This is a genomic window from Micromonospora sp. SD19 (assembly GCF_054462275.1).
Genome location: NZ_JBTLMN010000016.1, coordinates 1 through 22449, shown reverse-complemented (window position 1 = coordinate 22449; position 22449 = coordinate 1). Strand labels below are relative to the sequence as shown.

General features: G+C 70.6%; 16 protein-coding genes. 6 read left to right on the top strand and 10 right to left on the bottom strand.

What is annotated here, in order from left to right; all coding sequences use genetic code 11:
• Nucleotides 1-20 precede the first annotated feature (20 nt).
• Together ACX27O_RS31960 and ACX27O_RS31955 are read left to right on the top strand one after the other, a co-directional pair.
• Nucleotides 21-686: a PH domain-containing protein gene (locus ACX27O_RS31960; RefSeq protein ID WP_458940550.1), complete on the top strand. Its 666-nt coding sequence runs from the start codon at nt 21-23 to the stop codon at nt 684-686.
• A 52-nt stretch (nt 687-738) separates the two neighbouring features.
• The gene (locus ACX27O_RS31955) at nt 739-1320 is read left to right on the top strand and encodes a TetR/AcrR family transcriptional regulator (protein WP_400447560.1); all 582 of its coding nucleotides are present in this window, start codon (nt 739-741) and stop codon (nt 1318-1320) included.
• Between the two features lie 23 nt (nt 1321-1343).
• Here the strand turns inward: ACX27O_RS31955 and ACX27O_RS31950 are convergent, their stop codons facing one another.
• Together ACX27O_RS31950 and ACX27O_RS31945 are read right to left on the bottom strand one after the other, a co-directional pair.
• Entirely contained in the window at nt 1344-2708 is a 1365-nt protein-coding gene (locus ACX27O_RS31950; protein WP_458940549.1) for an N-acetylmuramoyl-L-alanine amidase, read from the bottom strand.
• A 62-nt stretch (nt 2709-2770) separates the two neighbouring features.
• Nucleotides 2771-3937 (bottom strand): peptidoglycan DD-metalloendopeptidase family protein, encoded by a 1167-nt coding sequence (locus tag ACX27O_RS31945; protein WP_030336008.1) that lies wholly within the window; start codon nt 3935-3937, stop codon nt 2771-2773.
• Between the two features lie 279 nt (nt 3938-4216).
• Between ACX27O_RS31945 and ACX27O_RS31940 the strand changes: the two genes are divergently transcribed.
• The 3 genes from ACX27O_RS31940 to ACX27O_RS31930 all read left to right on the top strand — a co-directional run bounded on the left by ACX27O_RS31940 (nt 4217) and on the right by ACX27O_RS31930 (nt 8906).
• Nucleotides 4217-4864, top strand: coding sequence for an ABC transporter ATP-binding protein (locus tag ACX27O_RS31940; protein WP_210866698.1), 648 nt, complete (start codon nt 4217-4219; stop codon nt 4862-4864).
• Nucleotides 4865-4944: 80 nt separating this feature from the next.
• Nucleotides 4945-7983 (top strand): FtsX-like permease family protein, encoded by a 3039-nt coding sequence (locus tag ACX27O_RS31935; RefSeq protein WP_458940548.1) that lies wholly within the window; start codon nt 4945-4947, stop codon nt 7981-7983.
• Nucleotides 7980-8906: an ABC transporter ATP-binding protein gene (locus ACX27O_RS31930; protein WP_458940547.1), complete on the top strand. Its 927-nt coding sequence runs from the start codon at nt 7980-7982 to the stop codon at nt 8904-8906. The genes ACX27O_RS31935 and ACX27O_RS31930 overlap by 4 nt, the downstream gene beginning before the upstream one ends.
• Before the next feature lie 57 nt (nt 8907-8963).
• Here the strand turns inward: ACX27O_RS31930 and ACX27O_RS31925 are convergent, their stop codons facing one another.
• The gene (locus tag ACX27O_RS31925; RefSeq protein ID WP_358134051.1) at nt 8964-9947 is read right to left on the bottom strand and encodes a TolB family protein; all 984 of its coding nucleotides are present in this window, start codon (nt 9945-9947) and stop codon (nt 8964-8966) included.
• Nucleotides 9944-11260, bottom strand: a complete 1317-nt coding sequence (locus ACX27O_RS31920; RefSeq protein ID WP_458940546.1) for an MFS transporter — start codon at nt 11258-11260, stop codon at nt 9944-9946. Before ACX27O_RS31920 ends, ACX27O_RS31925 begins: the two co-directional genes overlap by 4 nt.
• Before the next feature lie 214 nt (nt 11261-11474).
• Here ACX27O_RS31920 and ACX27O_RS31915 point away from each other — a divergent pair, with 214 nt between their 5' ends.
• A complete protein-coding gene (locus tag ACX27O_RS31915; RefSeq protein WP_210866703.1) occupies nt 11475-12854 on the top strand; it encodes a CBM96 family carbohydrate-binding protein in 1380 nt (459 codons plus the stop codon).
• Nucleotides 12855-13135: 281 nt separating this feature from the next.
• Here the strand turns inward: ACX27O_RS31915 and mmsB are convergent, their stop codons facing one another.
• The 6 genes from mmsB to ACX27O_RS31885 all read right to left on the bottom strand — a co-directional run.
• The gene (mmsB, locus tag ACX27O_RS31910; RefSeq protein ID WP_030336023.1) at nt 13136-14386 is read right to left on the bottom strand and encodes a multiple monosaccharide ABC transporter permease; all 1251 of its coding nucleotides are present in this window, start codon (nt 14384-14386) and stop codon (nt 13136-13138) included.
• On the bottom strand, nt 14383-15921 hold the full coding sequence (gene mmsA, locus ACX27O_RS31905) for a multiple monosaccharide ABC transporter ATP-binding protein (RefSeq protein WP_030336025.1): 1539 nt from the start codon (nt 15919-15921) through the stop codon (nt 14383-14385). Before mmsA ends, mmsB begins: the two co-directional genes overlap by 4 nt.
• 83 nt (nt 15922-16004) lie before the next feature.
• Nucleotides 16005-17147: a multiple monosaccharide ABC transporter substrate-binding protein gene (gene chvE / locus ACX27O_RS31900; RefSeq protein WP_030336027.1), complete on the bottom strand. Its 1143-nt coding sequence runs from the start codon at nt 17145-17147 to the stop codon at nt 16005-16007.
• Between the two features lie 312 nt (nt 17148-17459).
• Nucleotides 17460-19106 (bottom strand): glycoside hydrolase family 27 protein, encoded by a 1647-nt coding sequence (locus ACX27O_RS31895; protein WP_458940545.1) that lies wholly within the window; start codon nt 19104-19106, stop codon nt 17460-17462.
• A gap of 332 nt (nt 19107-19438) precedes the next feature.
• Nucleotides 19439-20422, bottom strand: a complete 984-nt coding sequence (locus ACX27O_RS31890) for a LacI family DNA-binding transcriptional regulator (protein ID WP_209444598.1) — start codon at nt 20420-20422, stop codon at nt 19439-19441.
• A gap of 412 nt (nt 20423-20834) precedes the next feature.
• Nucleotides 20835-22449 (bottom strand): glycoside hydrolase family 43 protein (locus tag ACX27O_RS31885; protein ID WP_458940544.1); only part of this gene is annotated, 1615 nt, incomplete at its 5' end.

The window sequence follows — 22449 nt, the reverse complement described above, 5'->3', positions numbered from 1 at the left end:
CCCTACCGAGAAGGACGACGATGAGCGACACCACGGCGACGACCAGGGCGCGGGTGGGCCCGCTGCTGCGTCGCGCGGCCGAGGCCGAAGCCGCGACGTGGCGCAACCTCTACGTGTGGGCGCGGCGGCGTGCACTGCCGCTGCGGCCCGGCGACGAGCCGTTCGGCTACCTCGGCGTGGTCAAGCCGATCCTGGGCATCTTCATCGGGCTGTCGGTCGTGGAGATCCCGATCTTCGATGTCGTCGTCACCCACGTGGTGCCCTGGCGGCCCGCCCGCTGGATCGTGCTCGGCCTCGGCGTCTGGGGTCTGCTCTGGATGATCGGGCTGTACGCCGGCATGACCATCCACCCCCACGTCGTGGGTGACAGTGGCCTGCGGGTGCGGCTCAACGCGGGCATCGACATCTTCATCCCGTGGACCGACGTCGAGGCACTGCGCAAGCGGTACCGTTCGCTGCCGTCGAGCAGGTCGGTCCAGGTCGAGCAGGGGGGCGACCGCCGGGTGGTGTCCATCGCCGTCGGCAGCCAGACGAGCGTCGACGTCCTGCTGCGCCGGCCGCTGACCTTCGACCTGCCGAGGGGCGGGTCCGCGCCGACGAACGAGCTGCGACTGTACGCCGACGACCCCGACGGCCTGCTGCGCAGCGCCCGGGGCACCCCCACGGGCGGCACCGTCAGCCGGTAACCACCGCCGCTGGCGGGGCACCCGGGCCAACCACTGTGAAACGATCGAGGCCATGCCGAAGAAGGTCGACCACCAGGAGCGACGCACCCTCATCGCGGACGCGTTGATGCGGGTCGCCGCGACTCAGGGGCTGGAAGCGGTCAGCCTCCGACACGTGGCCGCCGCGGCCGGCGTGTCCGCCGGCATGGTCCAGCACTACTTCCGGACCAAGGACGAGATGATGGCGTTCGCGTTGAGCGTGGTCCGCGAGCGCAGCCAGATCCGGGTCACCGAGGCGGTGGCCCGGCTGGGTGCTGACCCACCGCCCCGGCTGCTGCTGCGGACCCTGCTCGCCGCGTTGCTGCCGGTCGACGCGCACACCCGCGACGACGGTCGGGTGGCGCTGGCGTTCCTCGCCTACACGGCGGTACGTCCGGCCGCCGCGACCGGCCTGCGGGAGGGCACCCGGCAGCTCACCGAGTTCATCGCCGGTCTCCTGCCCGAGCGGCACGACGCCGCCGCCGCGGCCGGTCTGCTGGCGCTGATGGAAGGGCTGGGTGTCTACCTGCTCGGCGGGCAGTACACCGCCGAGCAGGCGCTGGGCGCGCTGGACGCCCAGCTGGACCTGCTCTTCGGCGCGTCGTCGACCGCCTGAGCGGTAGTGGTCGTACCGGGCCGTCAGCAGCGCGGCACGTTCGGGATGTACCCGTCGTAGCCGGTCAGCACGTAGGCGTCGGAGACGTAGCGGTTGGTGCCGATCCGGTTCCAGACGGACGTCGTGCCGTACGGGCCGGTGACAGTGCTGCCGACGGCCTGACAGTAGACGGCGACGGTGGCGCCGTCGGCGACCGAGCCGACGACCGGATAACTGGCACCGGGGCCGGAGCGGACGTTCAGGGTGCTCGCGCTGGTGCTCACCGTGCCGGAGCCGACGCCGGTGATGCCGTTGACCAACTGCAGGTAGTAGGTCCAGTTCCAGTTCGGGCCCGGGTCGGTGTGCGTCGCGCCGGGCACCTCGTTGTGCCCGATGATGTGCGCCCGGTCCTTCGGGATGCCGTACCTGGTGGCGAGGCTGCGGGTGAGTGCGGCGGACGCGCGGTACATCGCGTCGGTGAGCCAGGCGGGATTGTCGACGTACCCCTCGTGCTCGATGCCGATCGACTGGGTGTTGTAGGTCCAGTTGCCGGCGTGCCAGGCGATGTCCTTCTCCCGCACCGACTGGGTGACGGCCCCGTCGGAGGAGCGGAAGGTGTAGTGCGCGCTGGCCTGCGCGGCCGGGTTCTGGAACCAGCCGACGGTGCCGGAGTACGAACCCTGCGCGGTGTGGATGACGATACGGGTGACCGGGTGGCTGCCCGGTCGACTGGCCACCGTGTAGTTGCTGGTGCTGGCCGGCGCCCAGACGGCCGGCCCGTAGTCGGTGCTGAGCGTGCCGACCCCGCCGGCGCGCTCCAGCCCGCCCCGGCGCGGCGCGACCGGTCGACCCGGCACCGTCTCGCCGCGCTCGCTGAACCCGGCGCGCAACAGGTCGTAGACGCTGTCCGCGTAGCGCCGCGCCACCGACGGGTCGTGCGCGCCGCCGTAGCGGGCCAGCGCCGGATGCCAGGCGTTCACGTCGTCGCGGTCCGCGGCGGTGCGGCCGGCCTGATCGGCGTACGCGCGCAGCACTGCTGCCGCCCCGAGGACGTTCGCCGTAGCGTCGGTCCGCAGCGCGGCCGGACTGAGCCGGGTGAGCGTGGCGGCTTCGTCCAGTGTGCGCACCTCGGGGTTGCTCGTCAGGTGCATCAGCCCGTACCCGCCGGCCGCGCTCGGCGCGCCGCCGTGCATGTCCAGCCGCGACTCGGCGTACCCGAGCGCCACCAGCAGGTCGCGCGGAACGTCGTAGCGCGCGGCGGCGGTGTCGAACGCGACGGCCAGCGGGGTGGCCGTCGCTGGTGTCCCGCCGGGGTCGGCGGCGGCGGGGGTGGCACCCACGACGACCCCGGTCAGGGCGGTGGTCAGGGCGAGCAGGAAGCGGCTTCGGTGGGAGGTTCGAGCGGACATCAGCACTCCTCGCGGTGACGGAGGTGGGCGGCGCGGGGCCGCCCACCTCGGGGTCGGGCTCGTCAGCACCAGCCGTTGACCGGACCGTTCACACCTGTCGACAGGTAGGCGTCGGACACCCAACTGCCGTCGCTCAACCGGTTCCAGAGCGCCGTGGTGCCGTACCGGCCGGTGTGCGAGGTGCCGTTGGCGGAGCAGGAGATGGTGACAGTGGCGCCGTCGGCCACCGAGCCGAGTGAGCCGTAGCCGGTCCCCGGCCCGGCACGTCGGGTGAGCGCCCCGCCGCCGTTCGCGTCGACCACCCCCTGGTTGAAGCCGAGCGCGCCGTAGTTGTAGAGACCGCCACCAGCACCGGCCCAGGCCGACCCGTGCCGTGCACCGCCCTGGTACGCGGCGGCCCCGTTGGCCAGCACCCACTTGCCGATGTCGTGCCCGGCGATCGGCACGTACGCGCTGTTCTGCCGGAGCCCGAAGTGGACGTGCCGGCCGTAGGCGGCACCGCCGCAGGTGACGTCGGTGCCGGTGTTACCCAGGACGGCGCCCTGACCGACGCTGGCGCCGTTGACGGAGATGCTGTTCCACAGGTGGTAGTAGTCGGTCGAGTAGCCCCGGTCGTGGATCACCCGGATCCACCCCTGGCACATCGTGTACGCCGCGCCCGCCCGGGCGGCACGGACCACCTGGTCGCCGCCGGCCAGGTCGACCGAGCTGTACGGCGACTCGGTTCCACCCCAGCCGTGCGGGCCGCTGGTGAGCGTCCACGTCTGGCCAACGCCGAACGGCAGGGCCATCCCGGTCCGGTAGTCGCCGCCCGCGTACATCGGGCTCGGGGTGGTGGTGAGCACGTCCCTCTCCTGCGCGGTCGTCAGCGGCGACTCGGCGGCCAGGGCGCCGAAGGCGGCCTCGCCGTCGAAGGCGATCCGCCACCCGGCAGGCTCGGACCGGGCGATGAAGATCGACCCGGTGGGGTGGGCGTCCTCCTGCCGGGGCGCGAGGGCGACGGCGGTGCCGAATGCCCACCGGCCGCTGGTACGGCTGACGGTGACCCGGGTCTCCGGTCGCGCTCCGGCCACTGACAGTTCGGCGGAACCGAGCAGCTTGGCGGTCACCGCGGCGGTGAGCGCGGGGGTGACGGCCGCGGCGGCGGCGCTGGGCGCCGCCCCGATCAGGCTCGTGACCATCAAGAGGGCGGCGGCTGTGCCGCCGACCAGTCGTCGACCGTGTCTCATCGTGGCCTCACTTTCGGATGGGTTCTCGGACCGTCGAGTTCCGCCACGGATGCCTCCCGCCGGATCACAACCGAGAGACAACCGTCGATATTGACGCCGATTGTTGTGTAGCAAATCGTCAAAAGTCAACGAACCCATCGAAGGTTTTCTACATCCCTGGATTCGCGCCCGAGCCGGCCTCGGCCGGGCTGCGCGCCGCACCACCCCTGAACGAGAATTGCGCCATGCGGTAGGGCGCGGCACTGTGCGGAACGCCGCTACCGGAGGGGGCGAGCGCGGATGTTGACTCTTCAACGGGTGTCGATCGGCTACGGCCATGCGCCGACCGTGCTCCGGGACGTGTCGGTGACGGTCCGTCCGGGTCGGGTGCTGGCGTTGACCGGTTCGTCGGGTGCCGGCAAGACCACCCTGCTGCACGCGATGGCCGGGCTGCTACGCCCGCGAGACGGCGCGGTGACAGTCGACGGGCAGGCGCTTCGCGACCGCGACCACGCGGTCGAGCACCGGATCGTCCTCGTCCCGCAGGACAACGGTCTGGCCCCGATCCTGACCGCCACCGAGAACCTGCAGGTGGCGCTGGTCGCCGGCGGTGTGGCAGCGGCGCAGGCCCGCCAGCAGACCGCAACGATGCTGGATCGGCTGGGTCTCTCCGGCCAGGCCGACCAGTTGGTCGAGGAGCTGTCCGGCGGCCAGCAGCAGCGGACGGCCATCGCTCGCGGTCTGGCGCTGCGCGGCGGCGTGCTGCTGGCCGACGAGGTGACCAGCGAGCTGGACGCGGGTAATCGGCAGCGCGTGCTGGATCTGCTGCACGACGAGGCACGCCGGGGCGCGGCGGTCGTGTTCGCCACCCACGACCCGGAGGTGGCCGCCGCCTGCGAGGCGGAGCTGCATCTCGTCGAGGGTCGGGCGGAGATCGTCCGCGATTGACGGGCCTGCGATAACCGGCAGATCTCAGTCCATCCGCACGGGACGGCGGGCGAAAGGCACCGCCGATAGCATCGCCGTCAATGCTGACCATCATCTGGGCAGCGCTCGCGGCCCGTCGGGCGCAGGCCGCCGCCGTGCTCCTGCTCGCGTTGCTCGCCAGTGCCGCCGCCGCGGCCGCACCGAGTTACACCGCCGCGGCCGGGCAGGCCCTGTGGCGCTACGAACTGTCCACCGCGCAGCCGAACGAGCGGCGGGTGCGACTCGCCGAGCCCGTCGAGTATCCGGGGATGCCCGGCGATCCGACCAGGACGGTGTTCGCCGACAGGGTCCGTCAGTTGACGCCGGCCGGGTTCGACGTCGTCCTGGGCGCCCAGAGCGGCGGTGTCGCCGCCGGTCGCGCCGGCAGGGTGACCTCGAACCTGACCTATCGGGCGGGGGTCTGCGAGCGGGTCGCCGTGACCGGTGCCTGCCCCCGGGCCACAGCGAGAGGTCAGGTCCCCGAGGTCATGGTCAGTACGCACACCGCGGCGCGGCTCGGTGTCGGCGTCGGGGATCAGTTCACCTTCGGCGCCGTGCCGGTGCGGGTGTCCGGCGTCTACCAACCGTTGGACGTGCGGGATCCGTACTGGCTCGGCGAGGAGCTCATCCGGCCGCCCGCCGCGGACACGGCCACCACGTCGATCCCGGGTAGCGCCGAGGACGCCATCTTCAGCGCCGAGTCGTCACCCCTCGCCGACGACGACGTGATCCTGTCCCGCTCGACAGCCGATCTCTACGCCACCGAACGGTTGCTGGACGGCCGATCCGTGCCGGACCTGCGGGAGACGATCGCGGTGCTGGAGCGCGACGGGGGGCGTGAGGGTTACGGGGCCGGCAGCAGCCTGCCGAGTCTGTTGGACCGCGTCACACTGCAACGCGGGCAGCTGGCCGACGGCGTGGTGCTGGGCGCGGGGCTGCTCGTCCTGCTCTGCTGGCTGGTCCTCTTCGTCGCTGTCGGTTCGGCGGCCGACCAACGCCGACCGGAGCAGGGCCTGCTCCTGCTCCGTGGCGTGCAGCGTCGACGGCTGTGGGTGCTGGCGATCGGTGAGCACGCCGTGCCCGTCCTGGTCGCGATCCCCCTCGGCTGCCTGGCGGGTCTGGCCGCCGCCGACCTGCTCGCCGCGCGCACCCTCCCGGCCCACGCCGACGTCGCCGTGGACGCGACGACGATCGTCTTCGCCGCTGTCGCCGCCCTCGGCGCGCTCGCCGCGGTGCTGTTGGCCCAGGCCCGGATGATGTCCGCGCCGGTCGTCGACCTGCTGCGTAGGGTGCCGGCCCGGGTACGAGGGTGGCGGGCCACCATCGGCGACGTCGTCGCGGTGTCCATCGCCGTGGGCGCCGTGGTGCAGTTGCGCTCCGGCGGATCGCCCAGTGGTCTGGCGCTGGTGGCACCGATCGCCGGAGCGCTCGCCGCAGGCGTGCTGCTGGCGCGGGTCGCGATGCTCGCCGGCGCCGCTGTGGGCGCGGCGCTGCTCGCGCGTGGCCGCACAGCGGTCGGCCTCGCCCTGGTGCAGGTGGCCCGCCAACCCCGGTTCCGGCCGCTGATCGCCCTGCTCACCGTGGCCGTCGCCATGCTCGCCTTCACCGTCGCGACGAGTGAGGTCGCCTCGGCCGCCTACCTCGACCGGTCGGTCGTCGAGGTCGGCGCGCCCCGCGTCGTCGAGGTCGACGCGACGTCGCGTGCACATCTGTTGACAGCCGTGCGGGCGCTCGACCCCGAGGGCAGATTCGCGATGGCCGCCGTGGTGTCGGGTACGCCCGCCGCGGCCGGCACGCCGCTGCTGGCAGTGGACTCCGAGAGGCTGGCGACGGTGGCCGCGCCGCATCCGTCCTACGGCGCCTCGCTGGCGGACATCGCCCGAGACATCCACCCGCCCGCACCCGGGCAACCGGTGCGGCTGCGGGGTCAGCAGCTCATCATGGCGCTCTCCGCCGACTTCGACGCCGAGATCTTCGGCGGGCATCGGGTCCGCCTCGCGATCACGATCTCCGGACGGAACGGCACCCGGGTTGTCCTTGCCCGCGAGGACATCACGCCCGGCCGGAAGGATTACGACCTCCAGGTGCCCGAGTGCGCGCAGGAATGCCGACTCGTCAAGATCGAGATCGATGCTCCCGTGGTGTCCCGGCCACTCACGGTCCAGTTCGAGGAGCTGAGCACCGCCGGCGGCGAGGGCGAGGGCGAGTCGGTCGTGCTGACCGGCGCACAGCTCGCCGATCTGCAACGGTGGCGGCTGCTCGATACGGATGACACGTCCATCAGCACAGCGAGCGGGACGAAAGCCGCGTTGGTCCTCGAAGTCGCGGAAGGCCCGCGCGCGAGGCCGGCCGGTGTCGGTGTGCTCGATTCGCCGTTCCCGCTGCCCATCTACCTGACCCGGTCGAAGGGGACGAGCCTCGGCGGGTCTCATCCGTACGACGGTGTCGACGGGACACCGACCAACGGGTCGGTTCGAGGTCTGGTCGACCGCCTGCCGCGGCTCGGCGCGTCCGGTCTCATCGCCGACCTGGAGTACGCGGACCGACTCGCCGTCGCCAGTCAGAACGGCAGCGAGGAGGTCTGGTTGGCGCGGTCGGCTCCCACCGACGTCCTCGACCGGCTTCGCGAACAGGGCCTGGTCGTGCGGGGCGACCGGACGATCACCCAGGTCCGAGCGGACTTCGATCGACAGGGAGCGGCCCTGGCGCTGCGCTTCAACGTCTTCGCCGCGCTGGCCGGGGTGCTGATCGGGGCGGCCGGCATGGTGGCGACGGCCTCCGCCGAGCAACGCGCCCGGGTGGCCACGCTGGTGGCGCTGCGTCGGCAGGGGTTGCCGCCACGCGCCGTGCGGGGCGGCTACGGATGGCCGGTCGCGTTCGCGGTGGGGTCGGGTGCTCTCGTCACCCTGGTGATCTGGCTCCTCACCCGGGGCGGGCAGCGCCTGTTCAGCGACGGCCGCTCACCGGTCCCGATACCCGACTGGCCGACCGTCGACCGGCTGCTGTTGTTCGCGGTGCCGGCCGTCGTCCTGTTCGCCCTCACCGCGGTCGTGCTCGGTCGGATCACCGCCGCCTCGGTGCGCCGCCGGAGCGGTCGATGACCGCGGCCCGGCAGGACGCGCCGGTGACCGCCGCACAGCCGGCCGAGGGGGTGGCCGTCACCTGCCATCGACTGATCCACATCTACCCCACCGCCACCGGCGACGTCGTCGCTCTCTCCGGCGTGGACCTGAGCATCGCGGCCGGTGAGATGCTGGCGCTGGTAGGTCCGTCCGGCTCCGGCAAGTCCACGTTGGTGGCGATCCTCGGTGGGCTCATGCAGCCCTCCGCCGGACGGGTCCAGGTGGGCGACCACGAGCTGTCCCGGCTCCCCGCCAAGGGCCTGGCCGCCCTGCGCGGCACCACTGTCGGCACCGTGCTCCAGGGCGCCGAACGCAACCTGCTGCCGTACCTGTCGCTGTCGCGCAACATCTGGTTGGCGCAGCGAGCCGTGGCGCGCACGGCCAGACGCCGGCTCGACCCACCGGAGGCGATCCTGGAGCTGGTCGGTCTCGGCGGTGCCGGCGCGCGGCGGGTCGCCGACCTGACCCCGGGTCAGCGCCAGCGGGCGGCGCTGGCGCAGGGGCTCGCCGCCGGGCCCGGCCTGCTCCTGGTCGACGAGCCGACCAGTCAACTCGACGTGGCCGGTCGTGACGAGGTGCTTGCCGCGCTGACCACCGTCAACGCGCAGCGGGGCACCACAGTGGTGGTGGTGACCCACGACGGTGAGGTGGGCGCCCGACTGGGCCGGGCGGTCACGATCCGCGACGGCCGGGTCGGCGCCGAGGGGCGTGACGGCCGGGACTTCGCCGTGGTGGCCGGTGACGGCACGATCCAGTTGCCGCCCGAGACGTCGGCGGCCTTCCCCGCCGGGACGTTGTTCGAGGTCGAGCACACCGATCAGTCGATCACCCTGCGCGCCGTGACCACCCCGTCGTCCCGCCCCGGAGACGACGGGGTGACCAGCGTCGGCGACCCGCCCTGACCAGGCCGTCTGAACGGCCCCGCTCGGCTCGGTGGGCCGTGTTGTCCGCGGTCGCGGTCAGGTGAGCGGTGACGGCGACTCGGCGCCGGGGATCGTCAGCGCCGGTGTACCCGATCCGTCCGCCGGGACGCTCCACACGTCGGGTTGGCCGTCGTCCCGACGCAGCGTGTAGGCCAGCTTTCCGCTGTCCAGCCAGGCCGCCTGGTCATCGACGCTGCGGGTCTCCGCGGTCGTGGTGACCCGCATGCTCGACAGGTCGAGGACCGACAACCGCCAGCCCTTCGCCGGGTCGGCGTCGATCGCCTCCTTGAACGCGAGCCGGGTGCCGTCCGGTGACAGCGACGGGCACTCGACGTTCTCCTTGAGCGTCTCGACGGTGCGGGCGGCGACGTCACCCCGGACGAGGTACCGCCGACCCCCGGTGGACATGGTCGCGTAGAAGCGGTTGTCGTCGGCGGTGAAGGTGACGCCCCAGTAGTTGACGTCCGGGTTGCGGTGGCGGCGGCCGTCCATCGTGATCGCGAAGTCTTCGAGCGACGCCACAGTGGCACCGGTGACGGTGTCGAGGATCCCGGTGCGGGTGGAGAAGCCACTGGAGGTGTACGAGTCACCGCCGACGAACGTGGTCCAGGAGACCATCCGGCCGGAGGCCGAGACCCGGGCCCGGTTCGGCAGACCGGGTACACCGACCGCCCGGGTCTGGCGCAGCTCCGCGTCGAGCACGACAACCTGGTACGACCACGCGGTCTCCGGCTTCAGGCAGACCCCGGTGCCGGCCGCGGCGTAGACCCGCAGGCATTCCAGACCGCCGACCGTGCGCGGCCCGGCGGGGTCGGTCGCGGCGACGGTGGAGACGTGCCGGTCGGTGATCGCCAGCAGACGCGGCCCGGGTGCCAGGCTGACCGCCTGCTCGCCGCCGACGGGCGGCGGTGTCCGGGGAGCCTGCGCGGCCGTGGCGGCGTAGCCGGCCGCCACCGTGCCCAGCAGCACGGCCGAGGCGACCACCACGCCGAGTTTCGCTCGGGTCGACATCGCGGTCATCGGAGCACCTTCCGGGTGGTGGGTCGGGACGGGGAGGTCAGCAGGAGCAGCGTGCCGACCAGGACGCCGGCGACGGCCACCGCCGCCGCGCGGACCGCGTGCTCCGGTCCCCACGCCTGCCAGGCCAGACCGAACAGCACTGAGGAGACGAGGTACGCCAGGGCCTGCCCGGTCTGCACCAGCGCGATTCCGGTGGTCCGCAGTCGCGCCGGCAGCACGGGCCCGGCGAGCGCGATGAGCACACCGTCGGTGGCCGCGTAGAAGGCGCCGTACAGCGTCAGCGCCAGAGCGATCAGTGGCCAGCCGTCGACCGGGCCGGCCAGCAGCAGGTACGTCGCACCGAGGGCGGTGTAGCCGCCGATCACCACGGGCAGGCGACCGACCCGGTCGGCGAGCGCGCCGAGCGGGGCCGCGAGCACCAGGTAGGCCAGGCTGGTCCCCACCGCGAGCAGCGGAAACCAGCGCAGACCGAGGTCCATCCGGCGTTGCAGCAGCAGGTAGACGAAACCGTCCCCGATGGTGGCCAGGCCGAGCATCGCGGCGGCCAGCACCAACCGCCGGGCAGGCCCGCCGCGCAGCAGGCCGAACGCCTCGCGGACGGACACCTTCGGGTCGTTCGACCCCTCCGCCGCCGGGCCGTCCGCCGTTTCGCCGTCCGCTGTCGGACCGGTGGGCCGTTCCCGGACGAAGAGCACCAGCACCACGACGGCCAGTGCGGCGACGCAGAAGCTGGTGACGAAGACCGCGTCGTACGACTGCCCGACGACCAGCAGCACCGCGAACGCGGCGAGCGGCCCGAGGAACGCGCCGAAGCTGTCCATCGCCCGGTGCACCCCGAATGCCCGACCCAGCGCCTCGGGCGGGGTGGAGAGGGTGATCAGAGCATCGCGTGGCGCGCTGCGCACCCCCTTGCCGAGCCGGTCGACGGCGATGACGGCACCGATCGCCGGGATCGACCGGTCGGCGAGCAGCAGTCCGAGTTTCGCCACCGCCGAGAGCGCGTACCCGAGGCCGGCGATCAGTTTGCGCCGCCGGAACCGGTCGGCGGCGAAACCGCCGACGACCCGCAACAGCGCGGTGGCGCCGGTGTGGACGCCGTCCAGCACGCCGAAGGCCACCGGGCTGAGGTTCAGGCCCAGCACCAGGTAGAGAGGCAGGACCGCGGCCACCATCTCGGCCGACACGTCGGTGATCAGGCTGACCGTGCCGAGCGCGATGACGTTGCCGCTGACCATCGCGAACCGGCCACGTCGGGGCCCCGGTCCGGGCGGGTCGGCGACGGGTCGGGAGACGGTCGACAGGTACACGCGCATCTCCTCGGATCGACGGCTGACGGGCAGCCATCGTCCGTACTCGCCGCGGTGGACACAACGGACCGTCGGTGGCATCCGGGCGAGGGCCGGGTGAACGGCTTTCCAACAACGAGGTGTTCGCCTGCCGGGACGCAGTGTTCATCCGCCCGTCGCCCGCCGGCTCATCGACCTTCCTACATTCCTTGCGCTCTTCCCACGAGGTAAGGAGTCCTGGATGGACATTCGATTCCCCCGTCCGTCGGTGACGCTGGGGCTGGTCACGGTGATCGTCGCCGCGACCGCCGCCGTCGTCGTGACCGGCGCTGGCGCGGCGTCGGCGGCGAGCGTGACCTTCACGCCGGTCGCCGACACCTACGTCCAGAGCGACACGGCCACCACCAACTACGGCACGTCCACGCAGGTCGTGGTGGACAACTCACCGGTGCGGCGCTCGTTCCTGCGCTTCACCGTGAGCGGTGTCAGCGGCACGGTGACCGCCGCCAAGCTGCGACTGCGCACGATCAGCGGTAACAGCGGCAGCGACGCCGGCGGCACGTTCCGCCGGATGTCCAACACCACCTGGTCGGAGACCGGCACCACCTGGAACAACCAGCCGGCCATCGACGGGGCCACGCTCGGCACCATCGGCGCGGTCAGCGGCAACACCTGGTACGAGGTCGATGTCACGGCCGCGGTCACCGGCAACGGTACGTACAGCTTCGGCGCCACCTCGGCCAGCGGCGACGGCGCCTACTACGACACCCGGGAGAGTGGCGCTGACGCCCCGCAGCTGGTGGTCACCACCGGGACCACCACGCCGCCCCCGTCGGGCGACCCGGTCTTCGTCGGCGCTGGCGACATCGCCGACTCGGGCTCCGGCGACAGTGCCACGGCGGCGCTGCTCGACACCATCCCGGGCACTGTCTTCACCACCGGCGACAACGTCTACGACAGTGGGACGGCGTCGCAGTTCAACAGCTACTACGAGCCCACCTGGGGTCGGCACAAGTCCCGTACCCGCCCGTCGCCGGGCAACCACGACTACAACACGTCGGGCGCGACCGGCTACTACAACTACTTCGGTACGTCCGCCGGCCCGAGCGGTCGCGGCTACTACTCGTACGACCTCGGCAACTGGCACATCGTGTCGCTGAACTCGAACATCAGCATGTCGGCCGGCTCGGCGCAGGAGCAGTGGTTGCGTGCGGACCTGGCCGCCAGCGGCAAGCCGTGCACGCTCGCGTACTGGCACCACCCACTGTTCACGTCCAGCTCCAACCACGCGCCGTCGACGTCGACGCGTCCGCTGTACCAGGCCCTCTACGACTACAACGCCGACGTCGTGGTGTGGGGGCACAACCACGTGTACGAGCGGTTCGCCCCGATGAACCCGGCCGGTGCCGCCGACTCGAGTCGGGGGCTGCGTAGCTTCGTCGCCGGGATGGGCGGCGCCGGCCACTACGGCTTCGGCACCATCCAGCCCAACAGCGAGGCACGTAACAGCTCGGCGTGGGGCCTGCTGAAGTTCACCCTGCACTCCAACAGCTACGACTGGCAGTTCGTCCCGGTGGCCGGCCAGACCTACACGGACACCGGCACCACCTCCTGCCACTGACCGCGCGGTCCCGCTGCGCCGTCAGCGGCGCAGCGGGACCCTCGCTCCCCCTGGCCGACGGAGCCCGCTCGATCGCGGCGACCCGCGCGGTTCCACGGCGAGATCTTGGACAGTTTCCGTTCACCCGGAACGGAAACTGTCCAAGATCTACGAAAATCGCCACGTCCGGCGCCGCGATCCGCTGCCAGGGCCGACCCGGTCAAGTCCCGACGGCACGCGACCGAACGACGTGTGCCCCCGCCCGGAACGCGGGCAGGGGCACACGGGCGTACGTCAGGGCGTCAGCGGGACGTGCCGGCGCGACGCTTGTTGTAGACGTCGAAGGCGACCGCGACGAGCAGGACGAGGCCCTTCACCACGGACTGGGTCGACTGGTCGATGCCCATGAGCTGCATGCCGTTGCTCATCACCGCCATGATCAGACCACCGACCATCGCGCCCACCACGGTGCCCACGCCGCCGGTGACCGCCGCGCCGCCGATGAAGGCCGCGGCGATCGCGTCCAGCTCGAACATGTTGCCAGCGGCGGGCTGGGCGCCGTTGGACCGCGACGAGTAGATGACGCCGGCCACCGCCGCCAGGAAGCCCATGTTGACGAACATCCAGAAGTTGACGGTGCGGACCTTCACCCCGGACAGCGCCGCCGCCGACAGGTTGCCGCCGATCGCGTAGACCTGGCGGCCGAAGACGGTACGCCGGGTGAGCAGGCCGTAAACCAGCACCAGGACCGCCAGGATGATCAGCACGATCGGCAGCCCTCGGGCGTGCGCCAACTGCCAGGCGAAGTACATGAGGACCGCGCCGACCAGCACGACCCGGGCGACGAACAGCGGGAACGACTCGACCGGCTGCTGGTAGCGGATCCGCGCCACGCGGGTGCGGAAGCCGCTGACCGCGTAGCCGGCCACGGCGATGGCGCCGATCAGCAACGTAAAGGCGTCGAAGCCCTCGCCACCGAGCAGGCCGTTGAGGAAGCCCGCCGCGACCTGCTGGTACTCGGAGGGGAACGGCGACAGCGAGATGTTGTCGAGCACCCGCAAGGTGAGACCCCGGAACAGCAGCATGCCGGCCAGGGTCACGATGAAGGCCGGAATGCCGGCGTACGCCACCCAGAACCCGTGCCAGGCGCCTACCGCGACGCCGACGACAAGCGCCGCGACGACGCCGATCCACCAGGGATGGCCCTGCTGGATCACCAGGACGGCGGAGACCGCTCCGGTGAGCGCGACGACCGATCCGACCGACAGGTCGATGTGCCCGCCGATGATCAGGATGACCATGCCGATCGCGAGGACCAGGATGTACGAGTACTGGAGAACGATGTTGGTGATGTTGCCGGGGCTCAGCAACACCCCGTCGGTCAGGACCGCGAAGAGCGCGACGATGACGACCAGGGCGACGTAGATGCCGCTCTGCCGCAGGTTGTTCAACACCAGCGCGCGCAGGTCGTTCGTCCCGCTGTGCAGGGCTGCGGTGGGTGTGCTGTCCGGCGGCGTGGGGCGCTCCGTCGAAGGGGTCTTGATGCTGGTCATCCGACGAGCTCCTTGTCCTTGGTCATCAGCTCCATGAGGCTCTCCTGAGTCGCCTCGGCCACCGGCATCTCGCCGGTGATCCGGCCGGCGGCGAGGGTGTAGATGCGGTCGCACATTCCGAGCAGCTCCGGAAGCTCGGAGGAGATGACGATCACCGCCTTACCGGCCGCCACCAGCCGGTTGATGATCGTGTAGATCTCGTACTTGGCGCCGACGTCGATACCGCGGGTCGGTTCGTCGAGGATCAACACGTCCGGGTCGGTGAACAGCCACTTCGACAGCACCACCTTCTGCTGGTTGCCGCCGGAGAGCTTGCCGACCACCGCCATGACGCTCGGCGTACGGATGTTCATCTCCTTGCGGCTCGTCTCGGCAACCTTGATCTCCTCGTTGCCGTTCACCCAGCCCAGGCGGGACAGCCGGTCCAACGCGGCGGCGGACACGTTGCGCCGCACGTCGTCGATGAGGTTGAGCCCGTAGCGCTTGCGGTCCTCGGTGACGTAGGCGATGCCGTTGTCGATCGCCTCGGCGACCGTGCGGGCCTGTACCTCCCGCCCGTGGACGAAGAGCCGGCCCCGGATGTCGCGCCCGTAGGACCGACCGAACACGCTCATCGCCAGCTCGGTGCGACCGGCTCCCATGAGGCCCGCGATGCCGACGACCTCACCGGCGCGTACGGACAGGCCGACGCCCTCGACGACCATCCGGTCCTGGACCGGGTGCCGCACCGTCCAGTCCTCGATGCGCAGGACCTCGTCACCGGGGGACGACTCGCGGTCGGGGTAGAAGCTGTCCAGGTCGCGCCCGACCATGCCCCGGATGATCCGCTGCTGGTTCACGTCGTCGGCCGTCATGTCGAGGGTCTCCACCGCGCGCCCGTCGCGGATCACCGTGGTGGAGTCGGCGATGGCGGTGATCTCGTTGAGCTTGTGCGAGATCATGATGCAGGTGATGCCCTGCTCCTTGAGGGCCCGCAGCAGGTCGAGCAGGTGCGCCGAGTCGATGTCGTTGAGCGCGGCCGTCGGCTCGTCCAGGATGAGCAGGCGCACCTTCTTCGACAGCGCCTTGGCGATCTCCACCAGCTGCTGTTTGCCGACGCCGAGCTGGATGACCGGGGTGACCGGGTTCTCGTGCAGCCCGACGGATGCCAGCAGCTTCGCCGCTTCGGCGTTGGCGAAGTTCCAGTCGATGAGCCCGCTGCGGCCACGCCGCTCGTTGCCGAGGAAGATGTTCTCCGCGATCGACAGGTACGGCACCAGGGCGAGCTCCTGGTGGATGATGACGATGCCGTTGGCCTCGCTGTCGCGGATGCCGCGGAACTGCATCGGCTTGCCGTCGAAGAGAATCTCGCCATCGTACGAGCCGGACGGGTAGACGCCGGACAGCACCTTCATCAGGGTGGACTTGCCGGCGCCGTTCTCACCGCAGATGGCGTGGATCTCGCCGCGGCGCACTGCGAGGGTGACGTCCTCCAGCGCGGTCACGCCGGGGAAGGTCTTGGTGATGCGACGCATCTCGAGGATGGTGTCGTCCATGGTCACTGTCCTCCGTCAGGTCTGGACGCGGTACACGCCCAGGCGTCGGGCCCGGCGGATGACCGCCGGGCCCGACGAGTGGCTTACTTCTTGGCCTGACCGGCGGCGACCTCTTCCGCCGTCCAGTAGCCGGAGTCGATCAGCGTCGCCTTGATGTCGTCCTTGTAGACGGTCGCGATCGGCAGCAGGTACGCCGGGACGACCTTGACGCCGTTGTTGTACGTCTCGGTGTCGTTGGCCTGCGGCTGCTTCTTCTGCAGGAACGCCTCGGCCGCGTTCACGGCCTGCTCGGCCAGCAGTCGGGTGTCCTTGAAGACCGTGGAGCTCTGCACGCCATCGTTGATCAGCTTGATCGAGGCGATCTCCGCGTCCTGGCCGGTCACGACCGGGAGCTTCTTCGCGCCCTTGCCGTAGCCGGCGTTCTGCAGGGCGGTGATGATGCCCCGGGAGATGCCGTCGTACGGCGACAGCACCCCGTCGACCTTCGAGCCGTCGTTGTAGCTGGAGGTGAGCAGGTTCTCCATCCGCTTCTGCGCGGTCTCCTGCTGCCACCGCAGGATGGCGACCTGCTCGGGGGTGGTCTGCTTGGACTTGACGACCAGCGTGCCGTCCTCGATGAACGGCTTCAGAGTGTCCATCGCGCCGCCGAAGAAGTACTGGGTGTTGTTGTCATCCAGCGACCCGGCGAAGAGCTCGACGTTCAGCGGCCCCTTGGCCGTGCCCTTCGTGCCGTCCTTGTTCAGCAGGCCGAGACCGACCAGCAGCGCGGTGCCCTGGGCGACGCCGACTTTGTAGTTGTCGAAGCTGACGTAGAAGTCGACGTCCTTGCTGCCGCGGATCAGCCGGTCGTAGGAGATGACCGGGATCTTCGCGGCCGCGGCGGCCTGCAGCTGGCTGCTGAGCGCCGTGCCGTCGATCGCCGCGAGGATGAGGACATCCGCGCCCTGGGTGATCATCTGGTCGACCTGCTGCGACTGCGTGGGGATGTCGTCGCCGGCGTACTGGAGGTCGACCTTGTAGCCCTTGGCCTCGAGCTTCGACTTCACCGCGTTGCCGTCGGCAATCCACCGCTCCGAGGTCTGGGTCGGCATCGACACACCGATGGTCAGATCGCTGGGCTTCTCGTCACCGGTCTTGTCACCGCTGCCCGCACCCCCGCCGCTGCATGCCGCCAAGCTCAGCGCGAGTGCCGCGCCGCCGAGAGCAACCAGGAATTTCCTGCCCACCGGCTTCTCCTCTCAGGACTCCCCCGCCGACTGCCCGGGGCCAACTGTCATCTTTCGGGTAGTGTTAGCGCTCACAAACATTGCGTCAACACCTGATCCGAAATACCGGTGTCACGGTCTCGTAACGGAGCATCCAGGCGAGCGTAGCGATACGACCGATCAGCCGGAAGGGCAGGACGCGACAACTCAGCGTGGTCGTCCACGGCACCGACAGACCGGTGCCCGCGGACGACGTCTGTCGTCCGCGGGCACCAGCACTACCGTCGGGTCAGATGGGTCGCCGGGGCCTCGTCGGCCGGCGAACCCGATCGGCTACCGCTGCGACCACCGCTGGTTCGCCGCACCGGTGCAGGTCCAGAGGATCACCGTGGTGCCGTTGGCGGTGCCGTTGTTGTTGACGTCCAGGCAGAGCCCCGACTGCACGGCGCTGATCGTGCCGTTGGCGTTGACCGCCCACTGCTGGTTGGTCCCGCCGTTGCAGTCCCAGATCTGCACCTTGACGCCGGCCGTGGCGTTGAGGGGCGCGTCCAGGCACTTGCCGAGGGCCTGCAGGGTCTGACCGCTGCGGGTCCAGCGCTGGTTGGCGGCGCCGTTGCAGTCCCAGATGACCGGCTGGGTGCCGTTGGTCGTGTTGCTGTTCGGCACGTCGAGGCAGCGCCCGGAGGCGGCGCTGGCATACGCGCTCGACGTGGTCGGCGGCGGCGTCGTCGTGCCGCCACCGCTGACCCGGTACACCACGGTGCCGTGCGCCGGGACGCTGGCGCTGATGGTCCCGCTGCTGGAGCTGGTGCCGCCGGTCCACGCGTCCACCAGCGTGAACGACGAGCCGGACTTGCCGATGGCCGCGGCGGTGGTCGAGATCGTCGTCGTCGAGCCACCCTGGTTGAACAGGGCGACGGCGACGTCACCGTTGGCGAGCCGCTTGGCCAGCACCCGACGCGTACCGTCGAACGACACCTGCGTCCCCTGCAACCCGAGCGAGTCCTGGTTGATGGCGATCAGGTTGGCGTTCTTGAGGATGGTCTGCGTCGCGGCGTTCATGTTCCGCACGTCGTTGCCGGCGATCAGCGGAGACGCCATGATCGCCCACATCGCGAAGTGGCTGCGCATCTCCGTGTCGTTCATGCCACCGCGGCCGACCTCCATCATGTCCGGGTCGTTGAACCCACCCGGCCTCGCGTACGACGCCAGCGGAACTGTCACGTTGATGATGTTCTGGATGCCCATCGGGTAGCCGTTGGTCTGGCCGGTGTCCCACGCGTTGGTGATGTCCTCGGTGGTTCGCCACATGTTGGCCACGTCGCCCCAGTTGCGCTGCGGGCCGGTCTTGGCGTGGATGCTGTTGGGGTTGATGCTGTAGACGATCGGCCGGCCGGTGGCGGCCAGCGCGTCACGCATCTTGGCGAAGGTGGCCACCTGGTCGTTGATGCTGCCCTCCGGCGAGCACCAGTCGTACTTGAGGAAGTCGACGCCCCAGGCGGCGAACTGGCGCGCGTCCTGCACCTCGTGACCACGGCTGCCGGTCGCGCCCGGGTAGGAGCCGAAGTACTGCGCGCAGGTCTTGTCGACCGGTACCTGATAGAGGCCGAACTTCAGGTCCCGGGCGTGCAGGTAGTCGCCGAGCGCCTTCATGCCGCTGGGGAACCGGCCGGGGTCGCCCTGGATGTTGCCGGAGGAGTCCCGGTTGGGGTTGAACCAGCAGTCGTCGACGACGACGTAGTTGTAGCCCAAATCCCGCATACCGCTGCTGACGATCGCGTCCGCCGTCTGCCGGATCAGCGCCTCGTTGATGTTGCAGCCGAACGAGTTCCACGAATTCCACCCCATGGGGGGAGTGCGCGCCACGCCGTTGTCCAGTGCCTGCGCCGTCGGAGCGCGAAGGCCGACCAGTGTGCCGGCGAGCAGTATTCCGGCGGCCAGTACGCTCCCCCAGCGACGACCTCGGGTAGTGCGGTTCATCGAGCCTCCTTGTCGGTGGCGCCCGGCCGTGACTACGATCTCCGGTTGGTGCGCCGATAGTTGTGCGCCTATTTTTGTTAGCGTTAACAGAGACGCCCATCATGTTACGGCGACATTTCACGAGGTTCAATACCTTCACGAGGTCGTATCGCCCGAGGTCGATTGACTACACTGCGCAACGCATCGAGTCACGTCTTATCGGTGACGATGCCGGAAATTGCCGCACGCCGACGTCGGCCCCGCACCCCCGGCCGGACCCGCACCCGCACCCGCACCCGCTCAACGGGCAACCGCGGCGGGACCGATGCCCGCCGCGGGGGCACCTCTGATGGTCAGCGCGGTGGGGCGACACTCTGGCGGGCGACCAGAGCCGGGGCGACGGTCTGCCGCAGCGCCCCGCCGGTGCCCGACTCGATCTGCGACAGCAACATCTGCAGGCTCGCCCGCGCCACCGCGTCGAAGTCCGGTCGGACGGTGGTCAGCGGCGGAATGAAGTACGCCGCCTCCGGCACGTCGTCGAAGCCGACCACACTGATCTCGTCCGGCACCCGCCGGCCGAACTCGTGCAGCGCCCGCAGCACGCCCAACGCGAGATGGTCGTTGGCGGTGAAGACGGCGGTGACCTCCGGCATCCGCGCCAACATCTGCCCGCACCGGTAGCCCGACGCGGCCGACCAGTCCCCCGGCATCGGCGGCGGCGGATCCAGCCCGGCGGCCAGCAACGCCTGCCGCCAGCCGTCGATCCGGCCGACGCTGTCGAACCAGTCGGTCGGCCCGGAGACGTGCCAGACGGTGCGGTGCCCGGCGTCGAGGAGATGTTGCGTGGCCGCCCGGGCGCCCGCCACCTGGTCGACGGTCACCAGCGGCACCGGCCGGCTCGGGTCGCCGTCGACAGTGACCAGCGGGACGTCCTTGGGCAGGCGCTCCAACGCCTCACCGGCCGACTCGACCGGGGCGATGACCACGATGCCGGCGACCCGGTGCGACAGGTGCCGCTCGACGGCCGCCGAGATGGACCGGTGGTCGAGATTGCGCACGCTGCCGACACTGACCGCGAAACCCTCTTCCGCGGCGGTCTGCTCCAACGCGGCCAGCAGCGACGCCGGACCGTAGAGCGTCGTGTTCTGCGCGACCACGCCGATGACCTGTGATCGACCGGTCACCAGGGCGCGCGCCGCGCCGTTGGGGCGGTAGCCGAGTTCGGCGATCGCCGCGCGCACCCGAAGCCGGGTCTGCTCACGGACGTTGGGATGCCCGTTGAGCACCCGCGACACCGTCTGATGGGAGACACCGGCGAGACGAGCAACGTCCGTCATCGCGGGACCGTGGACGGCCATTTCACTCCCCCCGCTACATCTCCGGCCCGCGGCCCGTCGACGTCGACTGGAGCGGCCCGGCCCGATCCCCCTCGCTCAGTCACCACGCCGGTGCTGAATCCCAGGTGACCAGCGCTGGATCGCCGACAGTCTACGCCAGCAACCGTCCTGAACACGGCATGGCTCTGTCGGGTCTGCGCAACCCGCCCACGCCGTACCACCCGGTCCCCGCCGGAGGTGCGCGCCAGCCGGTGCGGCGCGCGGCCCCCGACGTGGTACGCCGGCCCGCCCGCGCTCCTGGACAGAGCGTGGAGCAGGCCGGCGCGGGCCCGACACGGTGGCGCCGACTCGACATGCCGTACGGCGTGTGCGGCCGGCGCCACCGGTCAGACCGGACGTCGTGTGACTGGTGTCACGGCGTCGTCAGGTCGAATCGCCGCACGGTGACCGCGCCACCGAGCGCCTGTGTTGCGTGGTTGAAGATGGCGAACCGGTAGCCCATGAAGAACTGCCAGTTGTTCGCCAGCGTCAGGGCGTTGCCGAACGAGGTGAAGTTGACCCCGTCGGTGCTGTACGAGAAACGGGCCTGCCGGCCGGAGCCGGGTCTGATGTCGGCGTTGGCGCGCAACCAGATCCGGCCACCGGAGACGGCGGTGCTCGCCACCTCGCTGCCGGTGCTGGTGGTGTTCCAGCTGCCGTCCATCGTCAGGCCGTTCTGCATGACCAGCCGGGTGGACCCGTTGTCCCGTCGGATGCCGATCCAGGCCGACGAGTTGCGCAGCACCGCCAGGCCGGTGCGGTCACCGTCGCGCATGGTGGAGTAGTCCAACTCGATGGTCGCGGTCGAGGTGGGGCCCTGGATGCGGTGGGTCAGCGTGTTGCGCGCCTTGTACAGGTCGCCGGTGACGGTGGCGGTCTGCAGGTTCAGGCCGTTGTTGACCGACCACCTGCTGTTGTCCGGGTTGTGGTTCCACTCCCACTGCGGGCCCAGCGTGGTGCCGGCGAAGGTGTCGGTGCCGGTGAGCGGCTTGACCGCCCGGGGCGGCGCCGGCAGGTTCGGCTTCGGGTACGAGCTGCCCCACGCGCCGTTGACCGTCTGCAACACCGGCCAACCGTCGCCGGTCCAGGTGATCGGCGCCAGGGCCGGCATCCGACCACCGGGGTACGCGTCGACGAAGGACATGTAGTACCAGTCGCCGTTCTGGGTCTGCACCAGACCGCCCTGGTGCGGCACACCGCCGCCGGAGATCGGACCGGGCAGGTTGAGCAGGACCTGACGCTGCTCGTACGGGCCGAACGGACCGTTCGTCGACTTCAGCACGTACTGGCCGTTCGCCGGTCGGGTGAGCCAGATGTAGTAGGCGCCGTTGCGCTTGTAGAAGCGGGCGCCCTCCAGCGTCCCGATGCTCGACGGCGTCTGGTAGACCTGCTGGGCGCGGACCTGGGACTTCCCGTCGGCGGAGAGCTGGGCCACGCTGATGGTGCTGTTGCCGTACGCCACGTACATCGTGTCGTTGTCGTCGACCAGCAACCCGGCGTCGTAGTAGCAGTTGGGGATGGTGGCGTGCTTGCTCCACGCGCCGTCGACGGCGGACGCGGTGTAGATGTGGGTCTGCGCGAAGTCGATGCACCCGGCCCAGTAGTACGTCCGGTTGCTCGGCCGGTAGTTCAGCGTCGACGCCCAGATCCCGTCGACGTACGCGTTGCCACCGCTCATGTCGTACTTCGAGCCGAAGTCGAGCCGGGGCACGGCGTGCCCGGCGAACTCCCAGTTCACCAGGTCGTAGGAGCGCAGCACCGGCGCGCCCGGCGAGTAGTGCATGGTGGACGACGTGAGGTAGTACGCGTTGTCGACCCGGATGATGTCGACGTCGGCGAAGTCCTGCCAGATCGCCGGGTTCGAGAAGGTGCCGTTCGACGGGGGCGGCGTGGTGGGGTCGGTCCCGCCGTCGACGCGGACGAACTGCCACTGCTGGTTGGTGCCGTTCCAGTCGTCGTACTGCACGATGTTTCCGCCGTCGGCGGTC

Bases quoted from the DNA above. Each gene is read 5' to 3' on its own strand.
- ACX27O_RS31920 (WP_458940546.1), bottom strand. From the start codon at position 11,260: ATGCGCGTGTACCTGTCGACCGTCTCCCGACCCGTCGCCGACCCGCCC.
- mmsB (WP_030336023.1), bottom strand. From the start codon at position 14,386: ATGACCAGCATCAAGACCCCTTCGACGGAGCGCCCCACGCCGCCGGAC.
- ACX27O_RS31895 (WP_458940545.1), bottom strand. From the start codon at position 19,106: ATGAACCGCACTACCCGAGGTCGTCGCTGGGGGAGCGTACTGGCCGCC.
- ACX27O_RS31955 (WP_400447560.1), top strand. From the start codon at position 739: ATGCCGAAGAAGGTCGACCACCAGGAGCGACGCACCCTCATCGCGGAC.
- ACX27O_RS31930 (WP_458940547.1), top strand. From the start codon at position 7,980: ATGACCGCGGCCCGGCAGGACGCGCCGGTGACCGCCGCACAGCCGGCC.
- ACX27O_RS31940 (WP_210866698.1), top strand. From the start codon at position 4,217: ATGTTGACTCTTCAACGGGTGTCGATCGGCTACGGCCATGCGCCGACC.
- ACX27O_RS31890 (WP_209444598.1), bottom strand. From the start codon at position 20,422: ATGACGGACGTTGCTCGTCTCGCCGGTGTCTCCCATCAGACGGTGTCG.
- ACX27O_RS31915 (WP_210866703.1), top strand. From the start codon at position 11,475: ATGGACATTCGATTCCCCCGTCCGTCGGTGACGCTGGGGCTGGTCACG.
- ACX27O_RS31925 (WP_358134051.1), bottom strand. From the start codon at position 9,947: ATGACCGCGATGTCGACCCGAGCGAAACTCGGCGTGGTGGTCGCCTCG.
- mmsA (WP_030336025.1), bottom strand. From the start codon at position 15,921: ATGGACGACACCATCCTCGAGATGCGTCGCATCACCAAGACCTTCCCC.
- ACX27O_RS31945 (WP_030336008.1), bottom strand. From the start codon at position 3,937: ATGAGACACGGTCGACGACTGGTCGGCGGCACAGCCGCCGCCCTCTTG.
- ACX27O_RS31935 (WP_458940548.1), top strand. From the start codon at position 4,945: ATGCTGACCATCATCTGGGCAGCGCTCGCGGCCCGTCGGGCGCAGGCC.
- ACX27O_RS31950 (WP_458940549.1), bottom strand. From the start codon at position 2,708: ATGTCCGCTCGAACCTCCCACCGAAGCCGCTTCCTGCTCGCCCTGACC.
- ACX27O_RS31960 (WP_458940550.1), top strand. From the start codon at position 21: ATGAGCGACACCACGGCGACGACCAGGGCGCGGGTGGGCCCGCTGCTG.